Raw genomic sequence first — 14,494 nt, 5'->3', positions numbered from 1 at the left:
CGCCGTAGCGTTACCCACGGCCCGGACTAAAAGCGACCTGTTCCGGATGCAACTTCCGGAATTGAACGAAAGCCACCGGTCGCATGGGGCCGGCGGCTGAGCGGCAACACTACGCAGCATCTGCCATGAAACCAAATAGCGCCTCGTTTGTTCCACAGGCGATGCAATATCCGGGGAGGGGCTTCCTTCGGGTGGCACGAATGAGGATTGCAATAGCTCGGAACGGGGATGAAACAATCCGTTCCGCACTCGTAGGAGAATAGTTCGACCATGTCGCTTGGACAGCAACTCGCGCCGCATCTTCCGTTGCTCCGCCGCTATGCGCGCGCGCTCACCGGCAGCCAGGCCGAAGGCGATCGCTATGTGCGCGCGGCGCTCGAGGCGATCGTCGCGGCGCCGGACCAGTTTCCCCGCGAAGTCGATCCGCGGCTCGGCCTGTACCGCACCTTCCAGGCGATCTGGCAGTCGACGCATCTCGAGGAAGAGGATGCGGTCGCGGATGCCGCCAACGAGAATGAGGCGATCGCCCGGAAGCGGCTTGCGCGCCTCACGCCGCTGTCGCGCCAGGCGCTGCTGCTCACCACCGTCGAGGGCTTCAGCATCGAGGATGCCGGGTATCTGATCGAAGAGGATGCGGGACAGGTGCAGAAGCTGGTGGGCGAGGCCGTGGCCGAGATCGAGCGCCAGACGCGCACCCGGGTGATGATCATCGAGGACGAACCGCTGATCGCGATGGACCTGGAGCAGATCGTCCGCGATCTTGGCCATGAGGTGACTGGCGTTGCCGTCACGCGCGACGAAGCGGTGGCGCTGGCGATGGAGGACCGGCCCGGGCTGGTCCTCGCCGACATCCAGCTTGCCGACGACAGCTCGGGCATCGATGCGGTGAAGGACATCCTCGCCGAATTCTCGGTGCCGGTGATCTTCATCACTGCCTTCCCCGAGCGGCTGCTCACCGGCGAGCGGCCCGAGCCGACCTTCCTGATCACCAAGCCGTTCCAGCGGGAAACCGTGAAGACGACGATCAGCCAGGCGCTGTTCTTCGATCAGGCGACCGTGCCCGCCTGATCCTCGCGAAAAATCCGGCGCGGGTTCCACATGATACGGACCCAAAACGGTTTTCGCGGGTTGTAGATGGCATGGCTGAGAATGATGAATCCATCCATCTCGACACCGAGCAGGCCCGCGCCGGCGCTACGCCGCACATGACGCGCTACGTACTGGGCTATGGCCTGGTGCTGGTTATCGTCGCGTTCGCCGTGATCCTTCTCTTCTGACCGCGCACGGCATGAATATGCTGGCAATCGCGGCGACCAAGCCTATCTCTGGAACAGGCCGCTTCCACGCGGCCCACGCAAAAAAGCGGGATCGAATGAGTCAGTCCGAACAGCCCGAGGACAAGGGAACCGAGGCGCCGCAGGAGCATGTCTCGCTTTCCGACCCCGAGTTCAAGAAACAGCTCGCGATGGTCATCCCGCATCTGCGTGCCTTTGGCCGCTCGCTTTCCGGCAGCCGTGATCTCGCCGACGATCTGGTGCAGGAGACGCTGCTCAAGGCCTGGGCCGCGCGCAAGCGCTTCCAGGCGGGCACCAACATGCGCGCCTGGACCTTCATCATCCTGCGCAATCTCTATCTCAGCCAGATGCGCCGCGCGCGCTTCAAGGGCGAGTGGGACGATCTGGTCGCCGACCGGCTGCTCGCCGCGCCGGCGAGCCAGGACCGGCATGTCGAGCTTTCGGACATGCAGCGCGCGCTGCTCCATCTTCCCCAGCCGCAGCGCGAGGCGTTGATCCTCGTCGGGGCCGGCGGCTTCGCCTATGAAGAGGCGGCCGAGATCTGCCAGGTTGCCGTCGGTACCATCAAGAGCCGCGTCGCGCGCGGGCGCGTTGCGCTCGAACATCTGCTCAGCGAAGGCCAGCTGCCTTCGCGGCGCCTCGAGCCGGGCACTGCCGAGGGCAAGACGGCGCTCGACACGATCATGGGCGAAGTGGACGACCTCAGCCGCGATCGCGGCGACCTCTCGGCCAAGTAAGCCGGACACCGCGCAAAATTCAGGCCGCGTTCCCCCGGGGGAGCGCGGCCTTCTCAATATTCGATATGCAAGGTTCAGCGCGGCCGGTTGAGCTGGCGGAGCATCGCCGCCATGTCGTCCGGCAGCCCCGCGTCGCGGGCATAGGCGTCGCGCAGCGCCAGGCCGATCGCGTCGCTGGCGCGCGGCGCCTCGACCCGATATGCGGGCTGCCGGGCTTCGTTGGCCGAGGCTGAAGTCGTCTGGTTCATGTTGCTAGAACAATTCAATTCTCGTTTTGTTGCTTGACTTTTTGCAATGCACCGTTTCGCAGGTGGCTGATTCCGTGACTGAAACGCCTCTTCCCGCCGATCTTGCCGACGCCGTCGCGCGGGCGCATGCGCACGCGCCCTTCCTCGACAACCTGCTCACGCGCGAAGCGGCCCTGGTCGCGGATCTCGAAGCCGCCCTTGCGGATCCCCATGCGGCGGCGCGGGCGGTCGCGGGCGAAATGAGCGAAGGGGCGCGGCTGCGCATCGAGCGCCGCCGGCTCGCGCTCCTCGTGGCCCTGGGCGATCTATCGGGCCGGTTCGACCTCACCCGCGTCACGCATCTGCTCACCGATTTCGCCGACGAGGCGCTGGATCGTGCCATCCGCACGGCGATCCTCGAACGGACCCCGGATGCCGATCCGCGCGGATTCGCCGCGATCGCGCTCGGCAAGCAGGGCAGCCGCGAGTTGAACTATTCGTCGGATATCGATCCCATCCTGCTCTTCGATCCGGAGACATTGCCCTGTCGCCCGCGCGAGGACGTGCAGGAAGCGGCGGTGCGGATCGGCCGCCGCGTGGTCGAGCTTCTCCAGGCCCGCGACGGCGACGGCTATGTGTTGCGCGTCGACCTGCGCCTGCGCCCCTCGCCCGAAGTGACGCCGATCGCATTGCCGGTCGAGGCGGCGATCTCCTATTACGAGAGCCAGGCACTGCCCTGGGAGCGCGCCGCCTTCATCCGCGCGCGGGCCTGTGCCGGCGATCGTGCGCTTGGCGCCTATTTCCTCGACGCGATCCGTCCCTTCGTTTGGCGTCGCGCGCTCGACTATGGCACGATCCGCGAGATCCGCGACATCAGCCGCCGTATCCGCGATCATTATTCGCAGGCCCAGGCGTTCGGTCCGGGCTACGACCTGAAGCGGGGCCGGGGCGGCATCCGCGAGGTCGAGTTCTTCGCCCAGATCCACCAGCTCATCCATGGCGGCCGCGAACCGTCGCTGCGCGCGCCCGCCACCCGCGACGCGCTTGCCGCGCTGGCCGAGGCGGGGCGGATCGGGCTCGACGAGGCCCAGGACCTCACGCGGGCCTATGTCGCGCTGCGCACGATCGAGCACCGGCTGCAGATGGTCGACGATCGCCAGACCCACCAGCTGCCCGAGAACCCGGACTCGCTCGACAATGTCGCCCGGCTTCACGGGCTGGCGGACGGCGCCGCGCTGACCGATCTGCTCAGGCCGCACGTCATCCGTGTCGGTGCGGTCTATGACAGCCTGGCGGGCGAGGAGGAGCAGCGGCTGCCGAGCGAGAGCGCGCCGCTCGAGGCGAAGCTCGGCGCGGCCGGGTTCGAGCGGCCGGACGGCGCGGCGCGGATCGTCCAGGGCTGGCGTGCCGGCACCTATCCGGCGCTGCGCACCCCCGCTGCCCGGGAAGCGCTGGAATCGGTGCTGCCCGGCCTGATCGACGCTTTTTCCCGCGCGCCCGACACGGTGCATGCGATCACCCGCTTCGATGCGATGCTCTCGCGCCTGCCCAGCGCGATCAACTTCTTCCGCCTGCTCGAAGCCCAGCCGGGCCTTGCCCAGCTGCTCGGCGCGATCCTGGCGCTGGCGCCCACCCTTGCCGAGCAGCTGGGGCGGCGCGCCGAACTGCTCGACGGGCTCATCGACGCGACTGCGCTGGCTCCGGTTCCCGATATCGAAACGCTCGCCGCCGGCATGCGCCGCTGGGAGCCGGGCTCCGACTATCAGTTCCAGCTCGAGTTCGTCCGGCGCTTCGTCAACGAGAAGCGTTTCGCGCTGGGCGCGCAGATCGTCGCGGGGGCAGGCGATCCGCTGGAGGTCTCCACGGGCTATGCCCGCGTCGCCGAGGCGGCGATCGAGACATTGGCCACCGCGACGGTGGCCGAATTCTCGCGCAACCATGGCGCGGTGCCCGACAGCGAACTGGTGATCCTCGCACTCGGCCGGATGGGCGGGCAGGCGCTCACCCAAGCCTCGGACCTCGACCTGGTCTATCTCTTCACGGGCGATTATGCGGCGGAAAGCGACGGCGCCAAGCCGCTCGGCGCGGTGACCTATTACAACCGGCTCGGCCAGCGCGTCACCGCGGCGCTCTCGGTGCCGACGCCCGCCGGGCCGCTCTACGAAGTCGACACCCGGCTGCGCCCCTCGGGCGCGCAGGGCCCGCTGGTCGTGTCGCTCGACGGTTTCGAGAAATATCAGCGTCAGGATGCCTGGACCTGGGAGCACATGGCGCTCACCCGCGCCCGCCCGGTCTTCGGCTCGCCCTCCGCGCGGGCCCGGGTCCAGGCGATCATCGATGCGGTGCTCCGGGGGGAGCGGCCGGATCGCGACATTCGGGCCGAGGCTGTCAGGATGCGTGCCGACATGGCGGCGCACAAGCCGCCAAAGGGGCCGCTCGACGCCAAGCTGCTCGATGGCGGGCTGGTCGACCTGGAGTTCGCGGTGCATGTGACGCAGCTCGTCCGCCATGCCGGCTTCGAGCCGCGGCTGGGGCTGGCGATCGACGCGCTGGCGGGGCAGGGGCTGTTGCCCCCTGGCATGCGTCCCGCGCATGATTTCCTCACGCGGCTGCTGGTCACCATGCGGCTCGTCGCGCCCGATGCGCAGCCGCCGGGTTGCGCCACCCAGGCGCTGATCGCCCGCGCACTCGGGCTCGAGGGCTGGGACGAGGTGGTTGCGCAGCTCGACCGGACCCGGCAGGAGGTCCGCGATTGCTGGGCGTCGGTGCGCGGCCCGGCCTGAGGAGAGGAAGATGGCTATCGAGGAAGGCGACAAGATCCCCGCGGTCGATCTCGACGGGACCGAGGGCGAGGCGATCGCGCTCGCGGACAAGGTGGGGAAGCCCTTCGTCCTCTATTTCTATCCGAAGGACGATACTTCGGGCTGTACGCGCGAGGCGCAGGACTTCTCGGCGCTGCTGCCCGAGTTCGCGGCACTGGGCGCCGAGGTGCTGGGCGTTTCCAAGGATCCGCCGATCAAGCACCAGAAGTTCATCAACAAATACGACCTCACCGTGCCGCTCGCGACCGATACCGAGGGCAAGGCGATGGAAGCGTTCGGCGTATGGGTGGAGAAGCAGCTCTACGGCAAGCGCTACATGGGCATCGATCGCTCGACCTTCCTGTTCGACGACCAGGGCAAGCTGTTCCGCGCCTGGCGCCGGGTGCGCGTGCCCGGCCATGCGGTGGACGTGCTCGAATCGATCAAGGAAATGCAGGCGCGGTGATGCGTCGGCTGCTCGCCTCGATCGCGGCGTTGGCGCCTGCGGCCGTGCAGGCGCAGGAGTTGCCGCCAATACCGCGCGTACTGTTGAACACGGCCGCATTGGTCTGCGTGAAGGTCGATGCCGAGGGCAGGGTGGACGCCTTCTTGCTCGATTCGAAGGGCGATGCGGCGCGTGACAGGGCGGTTCTCGCCTGGGTACGCGAACTCAGATGGCCCGCCGCGCAACCGGGAGAGGAAGGCGTACGCAACCGTTGGTTCCCGATGCCGGTGCAGTTCGGTGATGTCCCGGCGCCCCAGATCCCTCAGAGTTGCGCACCCGGTGCCGGCCGTATCTGACATGACCCGGCGCACCATCGCCCAGGCCTGTCGTGCGGTGCTTGCCGCCGCGGCGCCGGCCGACAAGGTAAAGGCCGCCCGCGCCGCCGCGCGGGACTGGCGGCTGGGACGGCTGGCCTTCGCATTCGACGTGGCGATGCCCGATCGCCCCGCACGCCCCGACAAGCCGGAGCTGCTCCCGCCCAACCGCATGCCCAAGCGTGGCAAGGGCGGCTCCGAACGCGGGCGCATCGCGCTGATCCATGCGCTTGCCCATATCGAATTCGCCGCGATCGATCTGGCCTTCGACGCCGCGGGGCGCTTCGGCGAGCGGTTTCCGCGCGGTTTCACGGATGACTGGATGCAGGTCGGCGCCGACGAAGCGATGCATTTTGCCCTGCTCGACCGGCGGCTGCGAAACCTCGGCAGCCATTATGGCGCGATGCCCGCGCATGACGGATTGTGGGACGCGGCGGCCGAGACCGCGCATGATCCGCTCGCCCGGCTGGCAGTGGTGCCGATGGTGCTGGAGGCGCGCGGGCTCGACGTGACGCCGGCAACGATCGAGCGATTTCTGGCGGCAGATGATGCAGTTACGGCGCGCATCCTCACACGTATTCTGAACGACGAGGTGCGGCACGTTCGCGCTGGGACCCGGTGGTTCGAATCAGCGTGCCGCGAAAAGGGTTTCGTGCCCGAAACAACCTGGCAGGCGTTGGTGACGCGCCATTTCGGCGGCTTGCTTAAGCCTCCGTTCAACGACTCGGCGCGCGACTCAGCCGGTTTGTCCCGCGATTATTACCAACCTCTTGCCGTAGACTGATTCCTCGGGCCACAAGCCACCGTCCAGAGGCGGAGGGGCTGCTTCCTGCGACGTGGTGACAATTGAAGTACGGCAACCGGGTCGCGTTTCGGTGCTTGCTTCCATGAAACTTGCCGGGGAATCATGGCCAAGGCGTCGAACATCAAAACCACTACCGCGGCTCAGCGGTTCCGTGCTTTTTTCACTACCCGCGATTTTATTTTCCATGACGGCCGCGACCTGAAGCGTTTCAGCATCGCGGGCCGCACCCAGGCGCTGCTCGCCGGCGTCGCCACTGTCACCGTGCTGTTCTCCGCCTATGGCGTGGCCCAGGCCGCCGTGGGCGCGATCGCGATCAGCGGCGTGACCGGTACGCCCGCTTCGCCGGAAGCGCAGGTCGCGCGGATGCGCGAGCAGGTCGAGAAGATGCAGGCCGACGTCACCGCCGCCAAGGAGGCCGCGCGCCTCCAGGCCGCGCGCGTCGAGCAGCATCAGGCGCTGATCAGCGCGACGCTCACCGGCAAGGGCGATCGCAAGGTGATCGAGCAGCCGCTGCCGGGCGCTTCGCAGCGCACCAGCGCCGTCGCCAATGAAGTCCTCGCGCCGCTCAAGCGCGTGGAAGCGCGCCAGATCGCGCTGGCCGGCAAGGCGCGCGCCGCCGGTGAAGCCCGTTACCAGCAGACCGCGAGCGAGCTTCGCCGCCTCGGCCTTTCGCCCGAGCGCTATGTGAAGGTGCCGGCGATGGGCGGCCCCTATGAGCCGGTCGACAACGACAATGCGAGCGGCAGCGACGCTTCGGCCGAAGCCGCCGATGCCCAGTTCCGCGCGCTGTTCGTCACCTGGAAGAAGCTCGACATGCTCGAGCAGACGGTGATCTCGATCCCGTCGATGCAGCCGGTCGACAAGCTCACCTTCACTTCGAATTTCGGGGTCCGTTCGGATCCGTTCCGCGGCACCGCCGCGATGCATGCCGGCGTCGACATTCCCGGCGCGCTCGGCACGCCGATCTATGCGACGGCCGACGGCGTCATCAGCCATGCCGGCCGGCAGGGCGGCTATGGCAATCTCGTCCAGATCAACCATGGCCGCGGCATCGAGACCCGCTACGGCCATCTCTCGAAGATCCTCGTCGCCGACAATACCCGCGTGAAGCGCGGCCAGCTGATCGGCCTGATGGGCTCGACCGGCCGCTCGACCGGCAGCCACCTCCATTATGAGGTGCGCGTCGATGGCAAGGCCGTGAACCCGATCCCGTTCCTGCAGACCGGCGAGTATCTCGCTTCGGTGCAGGACCGCGTGGCCGGCGGCGTCGGCGGCCCGGCGACGAACAAGTAACAGCGCGTTCCAGAGTCAGGAGAGGAGAGGGCCGCCCGCGAAGGCGGCCCCTTTCTTTTTTGGCCCCTTTCCTGCCTGGGCGTCAGGCGCCGATCCATCCCTGCGCCACACCGTCCTGGATCAGGGCGGCCAGGGCCTGGGAGGTCTTCTCCAGCTGGGTGACGACTTCGGCCAGCGTTGGGTTGCCGGAACTGACATAGGGCGCGAATGCCCCGCGCTGGAAGGGGCCGGAGGGCGCGCCCCAACCGTGCCGACGCGTCGAGAGGAGCTGGTTCCCCGAAGCATCGAAATAGACGGCCATGTGGATATGGCCCGAACAATCGATATAGCCGGCCTCGCCGCCGGTCGCGTCGACGATCTTCAGCGCGCGCGCGGCGCTCGAATTGGTGCTGCGCAGCGTGAGTACCGACTTGCTCGGGTCCGGCGCCGTCGAGCGCGTCAGCACCTGGCCTTCGGCGGTGGTGTAGCAATTGCGCCCGCCCAGGTCGGAGATATTGGCCTGGCCCAGGCCGAAGCCCGCGCCGAGGATCCAGCAGTCCCGCGAATTCGCCGTGAACTGGATCTGATAGGTCGCCTGTCCTCCGGGATTCTCCACGCGCGGCTGGATCAGCATGTTGCTTTCGCCGTTGATCGTTGCGGCGACGACTCCGCCGGCCGGGCTCGCATTGTCCTCGAAGGAAGGCTTGAGGAAGACGTTGTTGTTCAAGGCAAAGGCTTCGGTTTCGCCGTTGTCGACAAGCAGGTTGGTCGTCGAGACCGCCGGATATTGGGAATTGTGATTATAGGCGCCGCAGATGAAGTTGTTTTCATTGCAATAGCCGCCGGCGGATTGGCTGAGGCGGTGGTTGGTCCGGTTGTCCGCGAGGGATTCGAACGTCACGACGTTATAGGCGAATCCGTGCCCCATGCCGATGCAGTGCAGGCCGATGCTGAAGCCGAGGACGCTGGTGACCTGAAGGTTGGAATGCACCAGATTCACCAGCCGCACCCCGGTGCTCCCGCCGCCCGATCCCGGCGCTCCCGAGGTATCGGGCGAGGGGGTGTCGCGATAGATCTTTACACCGCTTACGGACAGGTTGGACCGGTTCCCGGCCTCGCTGCCGATGACGACCGCCGGCTTGGCGGTGGCGGTGGAGGCGATTCTTCCCAGCCAAGTCAGGGTCGCGCCGTCGGGCAGGTCGAACACGATCGTGTTGTCGCCCGTGAAATGCCTGCCGGGATCGAGGATGAAATGGGGCGTGGTCAGGGTCTTGGCATGATCGATGGCTGCCTGCAGCGGGACGGAAACATCATCGGCGGGGCCGGTGCCGGTACCGGCAAGGCATGCCGCCTGTTGTGCACCGGTATAGAAGTCGAACGCGCGAACGATCATATATTGCTCCTCTGGCGAACGGGGTCATGCTGCAGAATGCAGCCAGTTCGATCTACGCCCTTGCGCGCGGGCTGGCCGGCACATTCGTCGTGCATGCCGCGGCAACCGAGACGAAGGCGAAACGAAAATGGACCTTCCCGCATTCTGCCCCGAGATTCCCGTCTCCGATCTGCCCGCCGCGCTCGCCTATTACCGCGATCGGCTGGGCCTCGCGGTCGACTGGTCGGATAGGGAGCTCGGCCTTGCCGGCGTCTCGCGCGGCGCGACTCGGGCGTTCCTGAGCAGCGCCGCCTATCGCGATCCTCTCGGCAATCGGCCGCCGGTCGTGCTTTGGCTCAATCTCGCAAACCGTGCCGAGATCGACGCGCTCCATGCCGAATGGGCAGCGGCGGGTGCTGCCATCGACGCGCCCCCCGCGGCGAAGCCCTACAAGCTCTATGAATTCTTCGCGCGCGATCCGGATGGAAACCGCCTCCGGATATTCTACGACTTTGCCTGGGAAGAACGCGCAGCGGGAAGCGGGGCGCGCTGACGCATTGCCTCGCGTGCGCCGCCTCCCTATCTCGGTGCCATGGTAGCGCTCCTTCAGCCCGAGATCGGCCTGACTCCTTCCGCCGCTGCGCGCGTCGCTGCGATCGCGGCCAAGCAGGGCAAGCCTGCGATCCTGCGCCTGTCGGTGGAGGGCGGGGGCTGTTCTGGCTTCCAGTATAAATTCGGTTTCGCGGATAGGGTGGAGGACGGCGACGAAGTCGCCGAGCTGGACGGCGTCCGGCTGGTCGTCGATTCGATCAGCCTCGATCTGGTGCGGGGCGCGAATGTCGATTTCGTCGACAATCTCGGCGGCGCACACTTCACCGTGCAGAATCCCAACGCGGCTTCAGGCTGCGGCTGCGGCACCAGCTTCTCGGTCTGAGCGGAAGGCCCCCTTTGCCCAAGATCGTCACCTACAATGTCAATGGCATCAAGGCGCGCATGGAGCGCCTGCTCGAATATCTTGCCGAGCAGCAGCCGGATGTCGTCTGCCTCCAGGAGCTGAAGGGCGCCGACGAGACGTTGCCGGTCAGGGAGATCGAAGCGGCGGGCTATGGCGCCGTCTGGCACGGTCAGAAGGGATTCAACGGCGTCGCGATACTGGCCAGGGGCCGGCAGCCCGTCGAGCGCCAGCGTGGACTGGCGGGCGATCCGGAGGATGCGCATAGCCGCTATATCGAGGCCGAAATCGGCGACGACCTGGTCGTCGTGTCCATCTACCTGCCCAACGGCAATCCGCAGCCTGGCCCCAAATTCGACTATAAGCTGAAATGGATGGAGCGCCTCGCCGATCGTGCGCAGGCATTGCTCGCGGAGGAGCGGGCGGTGGTGCTGGCCGGCGACTACAACGTCATCCCCAATGACGACGACACCTTCTCGGTTCGCGCCATGGCGACCGACGCGCTCATGCAGCCCGAAAGCCGCGAGCGCTATCGCACGCTGCTGGCACAGGGCTGGACCGATTCGCTGCGTACCCGCTTTCCCGGCGGCGGCATCTGGACCTTCTGGGACTATCAGGCGGGGGCCTGGCAGCGCGACGCGGGCTTCCGCATCGACCATCTGCTGCTAAGCCCGATTGCCGCCGATCGGTTCCTGGGCGCCGGCGTCGACAAGGAATATCGCGGCCGCGAGAAGGCCAGCGATCACGCGCCCACCTGGGTCAGCCTCCGCTAGACTGACCGTTTCCGGACAAGGGCGGTGTCCGCTTCCGGACGCGCATCCCGGACAAATCCCAAAATCTGGTGTGTATTGCTGTGTTATGGCACGTCATCACGCTGTCATGAACGGCTAAGCCATTGAAATTGCTTAACTCTGAAACTTGGCACGCCGATTGCGAAGCATGGGGCACAGGCGGGAAGGAGCGCCTGTCATGTCTGCAGGTAAAGGAGTTGAGGATATGAACAGCAAGCCCATCCAGTCCGCCTTCCTGGCGATTGCCGCCACCGTCACGCTGGTTGCCGGCGCCGTATCGCCGGCGCTCGCCCGCGCCAATGATCCGGCCAAGGAGGCCAAGAAGACCGACGACCAGTCGGACAAGGCGGCGCAGAAGCGCTACTGCGTCCAGGGGACGTCGACCGGCACGCTGATGCCCAAGCGCGAATGCCATACGCGTGCCGAGTGGATCGCCCGCACCGGCGTCGATCCGGTCAAGGAAGTCCAGAAGAACTGAGCGGATCGTTCCGCGCCCTTCGCGGCGAACGGGCCGGCGCGTCGACCGCGCAGCGCCCTTCGCCGGCGAGCCCCCAATCATCGAGGAATCCAGCCATGACCCGCAAGTCCATCCTTTCCGCCGCCGCTGTCTTGCTGGCGGGCGCCACCTTCGCGGCTGGCGCCGTCTCCCCTGCTGCCGCTGCCGGAAACGATCCCGCCAAGGCGAAGCAGGAACAGGAGCAATCGCCGGCACAGGCCGCCAAGGCCGACACCCGCAAATATTGCATGAACACCGAAACGACCAGCTCGCGGATCCTGAGGCGCGATTGCCGCACGCGCAGCGAGTGGCTCGACCTCGGCGTCGATCCGATCGAGGCGATGAAGCGACGTTGAGGCCCCCGGAGGGCGCCCGCGGCGGATCCAGTGCAACGTGCCGCCGCGGCGCGACTTCCTCCAGCCGGTTCCGGCCGGCGCCGGCTCGCTCCGCGATCCCTCGGGGGCGGGCCGGCTTGCCGTCCGCGGCTGTGTTCAGAGCGGCTTCTGGTAGATCGCGTATTCGCGGTTCACCCAGGAATCGATCGCGTCGGCGATCGCGTTCATGCCCTGGTTGTCATCGAGCACCCAGCCGATCTCGCCGCGGGTCGCGCCATAATTGGCCACCGCCGCGCGGCGGATATATTCGATCATCATGAAGGCCAGCTGGCTCGCCATGCGCGACGCCTGGAGCCGCTTCACCACGCCCATCAGCGGCACGCGCATCGTCCGCGCCTTGGGCTTGCGCAGCCACAGCAGCAGCTTGGCCCAGCCGAAGGGGAGGAGCGAGCCCTTGAGCGGCTTCAACTGCTCGTTGAGATCGGGCAGGGTGACCATGAATGCTACCGGCTCGCCCTCGAGCTCCGCGATCAGGATCAGGTCCTCGAATACCAGCGGCTTCAGCTTCTTGCCGACATCGTCGATCTCGGGCTGGGTGAGCGGAATGAAGCCCCAATTGTCCGACCATGCATCGTTGAGGATCGCCATGATGATTGCGGCCTCCCGGTCGAACTTTGACTTGTCGACCTTGCGGATGCGGATCTTGGGGTTCTTCTCGCCATTCTCGACGATGCGGTTGATCAGCGGCGGGAACTGCTTGCTCACGTCGAGTTCGTAGGTGAGCAGCTTCTTGGCTTCCTTGTAGCCGGCCGCCTCGATCCAGCCCTGATATTTCGCCGGGTGATGGCCCATCAGCACCGTGGGGGAATGGTCGTGGCCCTTCACCAGCAGGCCCGGCTCCTCCCAGATCGACAGGCTGACCGGGCCGAACGCACGCGTCATGCCCTTGCCGCGCAACCAGTCCTCGGCCGCGTTGATCAGCGCCTTGGCGGCATTCTGGTCCTCGGCCTCGAACATGCCCCAGAAGCCGGTACCGGGGCCGAATCCCTTTTCGGGCGGCATATCGAGGGCCAGGAAGTCGATATGCGCGGAGATGCGGCCCACCGGCTCGCCGTCGCGCTCGGCAAGGAACAGCTGTGCTTCGGCATGGCTGAACCAGCCATTCTTCTTCGGGTTGATCGTCCCGGCCACTTCGTCACGCAGCGGCGCCACCCAGTTCGGGTCGTCGCCGTTCAGGCGATAGGCGATCTCGATGAACTGCTTGATGTCGCGCTTGGACGAAACGGGACGGATGCTGAGGGGGCCGCTGGGCAAGGGAAAAGCCCTTCTGTTGGTTTGATCCAGCGCAATGCAGTCCTTCGCCGCGGAGCCAGTGTCAAGCGCGGCAATTGCGGCGGGCAGGGCGGCACCTAACCGCTGGAATGCCACCATAAAGCCACTATCTGAGGCCAATGGCGGACATCATGACGAAATCGCTTGCCCTCAAGGTTCACGATGATGCGCCGGCGGCGACGCCGGCCAGTGCGCGTATCAAGCTTTCCGGCGTGCCCGACGATCGCGCGATGCTGCGCGCCGCGGCCGAGCTCACGCGCGACCTGCATGCGCCCAATCCGCGCATCTACTGGACCGACATGCTGCTCTCCGCGGGCATCGGCTATGCCGCGCTTGCCGCGACCATTCTTGCCCCGTCGGCGCTGCTGGCGGTGCTTGCCGGCGCGGTGGCGGTGCTCGCGCTCTATCGCGCCAGCCTGTTCATCCACGAGCTGACGCATGTGAAGCACGCGCTGCTCCCCAATTTCCGGCTCGGCTGGAACCTGCTGGTCGGCATTCCGATCCTGGTGCCCAGCTTCACCTATGAAGGCGTGCACAACCTTCACCATGCCCGCACCCGCTACGGCACGGTCGAGGATCCCGAATATCTGCCGCTCGCACTGATGAAGCCGTGGACGCTGCCGGTGTTCCTGCTCGCCGCGGTGCTGATGCCGGTCGCGATGCTGGTCCGCTTCGCCGTGCTCGCGCCGCTCTCGGCGGTGCTTCCGAAGCTGCGCCGGGTCGTCGTCGCCAAATATTCGGGCCTCAAGATCAACCCGGCCTTCGAGCGCCGCGCGCCCGAGGGCGAGCTCCGGAGCCAGTGGTTCTGGCAGGAGCTGGGCGCCAGCGTCTTCTCGATCGCGCTGCTCGCCCTGGTCGCGACCGGCGTGATCCCGCTGCGCGACTTCGGCATCTATCTCGCGGTGATCGCGGGCGTGGCGGTGATCAACCAGGTCCGCACGCTGGTGGCGCACCTGTGGGAGAATGACGGCGAGCCGCTCACCGTGACGGCCCAGTATCTGGACAGCGTCAACGTGCCGACGCCGGGCTTCTTCGCCTATCTCTGGGCGCCGATCGGCCTGCGCTACCACGCGCTGCATCACTTGCTGCCGAGCCTGCCCTATCATGCTTTGAACGAGGCGCATCGCCGCCTGTCGGACGCGCTCGAGGAAGCCTCGGCCTATCACAAGGCCAATTACCCCACGCTGCGCGGGCTGATGCACCGCCTTGCCGCCAGCACCATGGGCGCCCGCTGAACCGGCGGACGGGCTGAAGACGAGA

The 14,494-nt window shown here is 66.7% G+C and carries 17 protein-coding genes; 14 read left to right on the top strand and 3 right to left on the bottom strand.

Going from position 1 to position 14,494, the window contains the following annotated elements; all coding sequences use genetic code 11:
* Positions 1-270: 270 nt before the first annotated feature.
* The 3 genes from BGP17_RS00240 to BGP17_RS00230 all read left to right on the top strand — a co-directional run bounded on the left by BGP17_RS00240 (position 271) and on the right by BGP17_RS00230 (position 2,032).
* Entirely contained in the window at positions 271-1,068 is a 798-nt protein-coding gene (locus BGP17_RS00240; RefSeq protein ID WP_167300654.1) for a response regulator, read from the top strand.
* Between the two features lie 71 nt (positions 1,069-1,139).
* Entirely contained in the window at positions 1,140-1,277 is a 138-nt protein-coding gene (locus BGP17_RS00235; RefSeq protein WP_167300653.1) for a hypothetical protein, read from the top strand.
* Between the two features lie 95 nt (positions 1,278-1,372).
* Positions 1,373-2,032 (top strand): sigma-70 family RNA polymerase sigma factor, encoded by a 660-nt coding sequence (locus BGP17_RS00230; RefSeq protein WP_086130388.1) that lies wholly within the window; start codon positions 1,373-1,375, stop codon positions 2,030-2,032.
* Positions 2,033-2,106: 74 nt separating this feature from the next.
* On the opposite strand, the gene BGP17_RS00225 is transcribed toward BGP17_RS00230, so the two are convergent.
* On the bottom strand, positions 2,107-2,280 hold the full coding sequence (locus BGP17_RS00225; RefSeq protein WP_167300652.1) for a hypothetical protein: 174 nt from the start codon (positions 2,278-2,280) through the stop codon (positions 2,107-2,109).
* A 74-nt stretch (positions 2,281-2,354) separates the two neighbouring features.
* Here BGP17_RS00225 and BGP17_RS00220 point away from each other — a divergent pair, with 74 nt between their 5' ends.
* From BGP17_RS00220 to BGP17_RS00200, 5 genes are all read left to right on the top strand, one after another.
* Positions 2,355-5,042: a bifunctional [glutamine synthetase] adenylyltransferase/[glutamine synthetase]-adenylyl-L-tyrosine phosphorylase gene (locus BGP17_RS00220; RefSeq protein WP_286710642.1), complete on the top strand. Its 2,688-nt coding sequence runs from the start codon at positions 2,355-2,357 to the stop codon at positions 5,040-5,042.
* Positions 5,043-5,052: 10 nt separating this feature from the next.
* Positions 5,053-5,526 (top strand): peroxiredoxin, encoded by a 474-nt coding sequence (locus BGP17_RS00215; protein ID WP_167300650.1) that lies wholly within the window; start codon positions 5,053-5,055, stop codon positions 5,524-5,526.
* Positions 5,526-5,861, top strand: coding sequence for an energy transducer TonB family protein (locus tag BGP17_RS00210; protein ID WP_167300649.1), 336 nt, complete (start codon positions 5,526-5,528; stop codon positions 5,859-5,861). Before BGP17_RS00215 ends, BGP17_RS00210 begins: the two co-directional genes overlap by 1 nt.
* 1 nt (position 5,862) lies before the next feature.
* Entirely contained in the window at positions 5,863-6,663 is an 801-nt protein-coding gene (locus BGP17_RS00205) for a ferritin-like domain-containing protein (RefSeq protein ID WP_286710641.1), read from the top strand.
* A gap of 123 nt (positions 6,664-6,786) precedes the next feature.
* Complete coding sequence (locus BGP17_RS00200; RefSeq protein WP_167300647.1) at positions 6,787-7,977, top strand: M23 family metallopeptidase; 1,191 nt, start codon at positions 6,787-6,789, stop codon at positions 7,975-7,977.
* Positions 7,978-8,059: 82 nt separating this feature from the next.
* On the opposite strand, the gene BGP17_RS00195 is transcribed toward BGP17_RS00200, so the two are convergent.
* Positions 8,060-9,349: a hypothetical protein gene (locus BGP17_RS00195; RefSeq protein WP_286710640.1), complete on the bottom strand. Its 1,290-nt coding sequence runs from the start codon at positions 9,347-9,349 to the stop codon at positions 8,060-8,062.
* Positions 9,350-9,476: 127 nt separating this feature from the next.
* Between BGP17_RS00195 and BGP17_RS00190 the strand changes: the two genes are divergently transcribed.
* The 5 genes from BGP17_RS00190 (at position 9,477) to BGP17_RS00170 (ending at position 11,923) form a co-directional block, all read left to right on the top strand.
* The gene (locus tag BGP17_RS00190; RefSeq protein ID WP_167300645.1) at positions 9,477-9,881 is read left to right on the top strand and encodes a VOC family protein; all 405 of its coding nucleotides are present in this window, start codon (positions 9,477-9,479) and stop codon (positions 9,879-9,881) included.
* 39 nt (positions 9,882-9,920) lie between these two features.
* Complete coding sequence (gene erpA, locus BGP17_RS00185; RefSeq protein WP_167300644.1) at positions 9,921-10,262, top strand: iron-sulfur cluster insertion protein ErpA; 342 nt, start codon at positions 9,921-9,923, stop codon at positions 10,260-10,262.
* Positions 10,263-10,276: 14 nt separating this feature from the next.
* A complete protein-coding gene (gene xth, locus BGP17_RS00180) occupies positions 10,277-11,053 on the top strand; it encodes an exodeoxyribonuclease III (protein WP_286710639.1) in 777 nt (258 codons plus the stop codon).
* A 223-nt stretch (positions 11,054-11,276) separates the two neighbouring features.
* The gene (locus BGP17_RS00175) at positions 11,277-11,549 is read left to right on the top strand and encodes a hypothetical protein (protein ID WP_167300643.1); all 273 of its coding nucleotides are present in this window, start codon (positions 11,277-11,279) and stop codon (positions 11,547-11,549) included.
* Between the two features lie 95 nt (positions 11,550-11,644).
* Positions 11,645-11,923, top strand: coding sequence for a hypothetical protein (locus tag BGP17_RS00170; RefSeq protein ID WP_167300642.1), 279 nt, complete (start codon positions 11,645-11,647; stop codon positions 11,921-11,923).
* Between the two features lie 135 nt (positions 11,924-12,058).
* Here BGP17_RS00170 and BGP17_RS00165 read toward each other — a convergent pair whose 3' ends face one another.
* Positions 12,059-13,216: a GNAT family N-acetyltransferase gene (locus BGP17_RS00165; protein ID WP_167300641.1), complete on the bottom strand. Its 1,158-nt coding sequence runs from the start codon at positions 13,214-13,216 to the stop codon at positions 12,059-12,061.
* A 149-nt stretch (positions 13,217-13,365) separates the two neighbouring features.
* Between BGP17_RS00165 and BGP17_RS00160 the strand changes: the two genes are divergently transcribed.
* Entirely contained in the window at positions 13,366-14,469 is a 1,104-nt protein-coding gene (locus BGP17_RS00160) for a fatty acid desaturase family protein (protein ID WP_167300640.1), read from the top strand.
* The last annotated feature ends 25 nt before the right edge of the window (positions 14,470-14,494 follow it).

Origin of the sequence: Sphingomonas sp. 67-41 (genome assembly GCF_001899725.1) — a bacterium.
GTDB lineage: Bacteria > Pseudomonadota > Alphaproteobacteria > Sphingomonadales > Sphingomonadaceae > Sphingomonas > Sphingomonas leidyi.
Note: the sequence above shows the minus strand (reverse complement) of the source record. Positions and strands in the feature narration are given on the sequence as shown.

Bases quoted from the DNA above. Each gene is read 5' to 3' on its own strand.
- BGP17_RS00200 (WP_167300647.1), top strand. From the start codon at position 6,787: ATGGCCAAGGCGTCGAACATCAAAACCACTACCGCGGCTCAGCGGTTC.
- erpA (WP_167300644.1), top strand. From the start codon at position 9,921: ATGGTAGCGCTCCTTCAGCCCGAGATCGGCCTGACTCCTTCCGCCGCT.
- BGP17_RS00235 (WP_167300653.1), top strand. From the start codon at position 1,140: ATGGCTGAGAATGATGAATCCATCCATCTCGACACCGAGCAGGCCCGC.
- BGP17_RS00195 (WP_286710640.1), bottom strand. From the start codon at position 9,349: ATGATCGTTCGCGCGTTCGACTTCTATACCGGTGCACAACAGGCGGCA.
- BGP17_RS00210 (WP_167300649.1), top strand. From the start codon at position 5,526: ATGCGTCGGCTGCTCGCCTCGATCGCGGCGTTGGCGCCTGCGGCCGTG.
- BGP17_RS00240 (WP_167300654.1), top strand. From the start codon at position 271: ATGTCGCTTGGACAGCAACTCGCGCCGCATCTTCCGTTGCTCCGCCGC.
- BGP17_RS00170 (WP_167300642.1), top strand. From the start codon at position 11,645: ATGACCCGCAAGTCCATCCTTTCCGCCGCCGCTGTCTTGCTGGCGGGC.
- BGP17_RS00190 (WP_167300645.1), top strand. From the start codon at position 9,477: ATGGACCTTCCCGCATTCTGCCCCGAGATTCCCGTCTCCGATCTGCCC.
- BGP17_RS00225 (WP_167300652.1), bottom strand. From the start codon at position 2,280: ATGAACCAGACGACTTCAGCCTCGGCCAACGAAGCCCGGCAGCCCGCA.
- BGP17_RS00205 (WP_286710641.1), top strand. From the start codon at position 5,863: ATGACCCGGCGCACCATCGCCCAGGCCTGTCGTGCGGTGCTTGCCGCC.
- BGP17_RS00175 (WP_167300643.1), top strand. From the start codon at position 11,277: ATGAACAGCAAGCCCATCCAGTCCGCCTTCCTGGCGATTGCCGCCACC.
- BGP17_RS00160 (WP_167300640.1), top strand. From the start codon at position 13,366: ATGACGAAATCGCTTGCCCTCAAGGTTCACGATGATGCGCCGGCGGCG.
- BGP17_RS00215 (WP_167300650.1), top strand. From the start codon at position 5,053: ATGGCTATCGAGGAAGGCGACAAGATCCCCGCGGTCGATCTCGACGGG.
- BGP17_RS00230 (WP_086130388.1), top strand. From the start codon at position 1,373: ATGAGTCAGTCCGAACAGCCCGAGGACAAGGGAACCGAGGCGCCGCAG.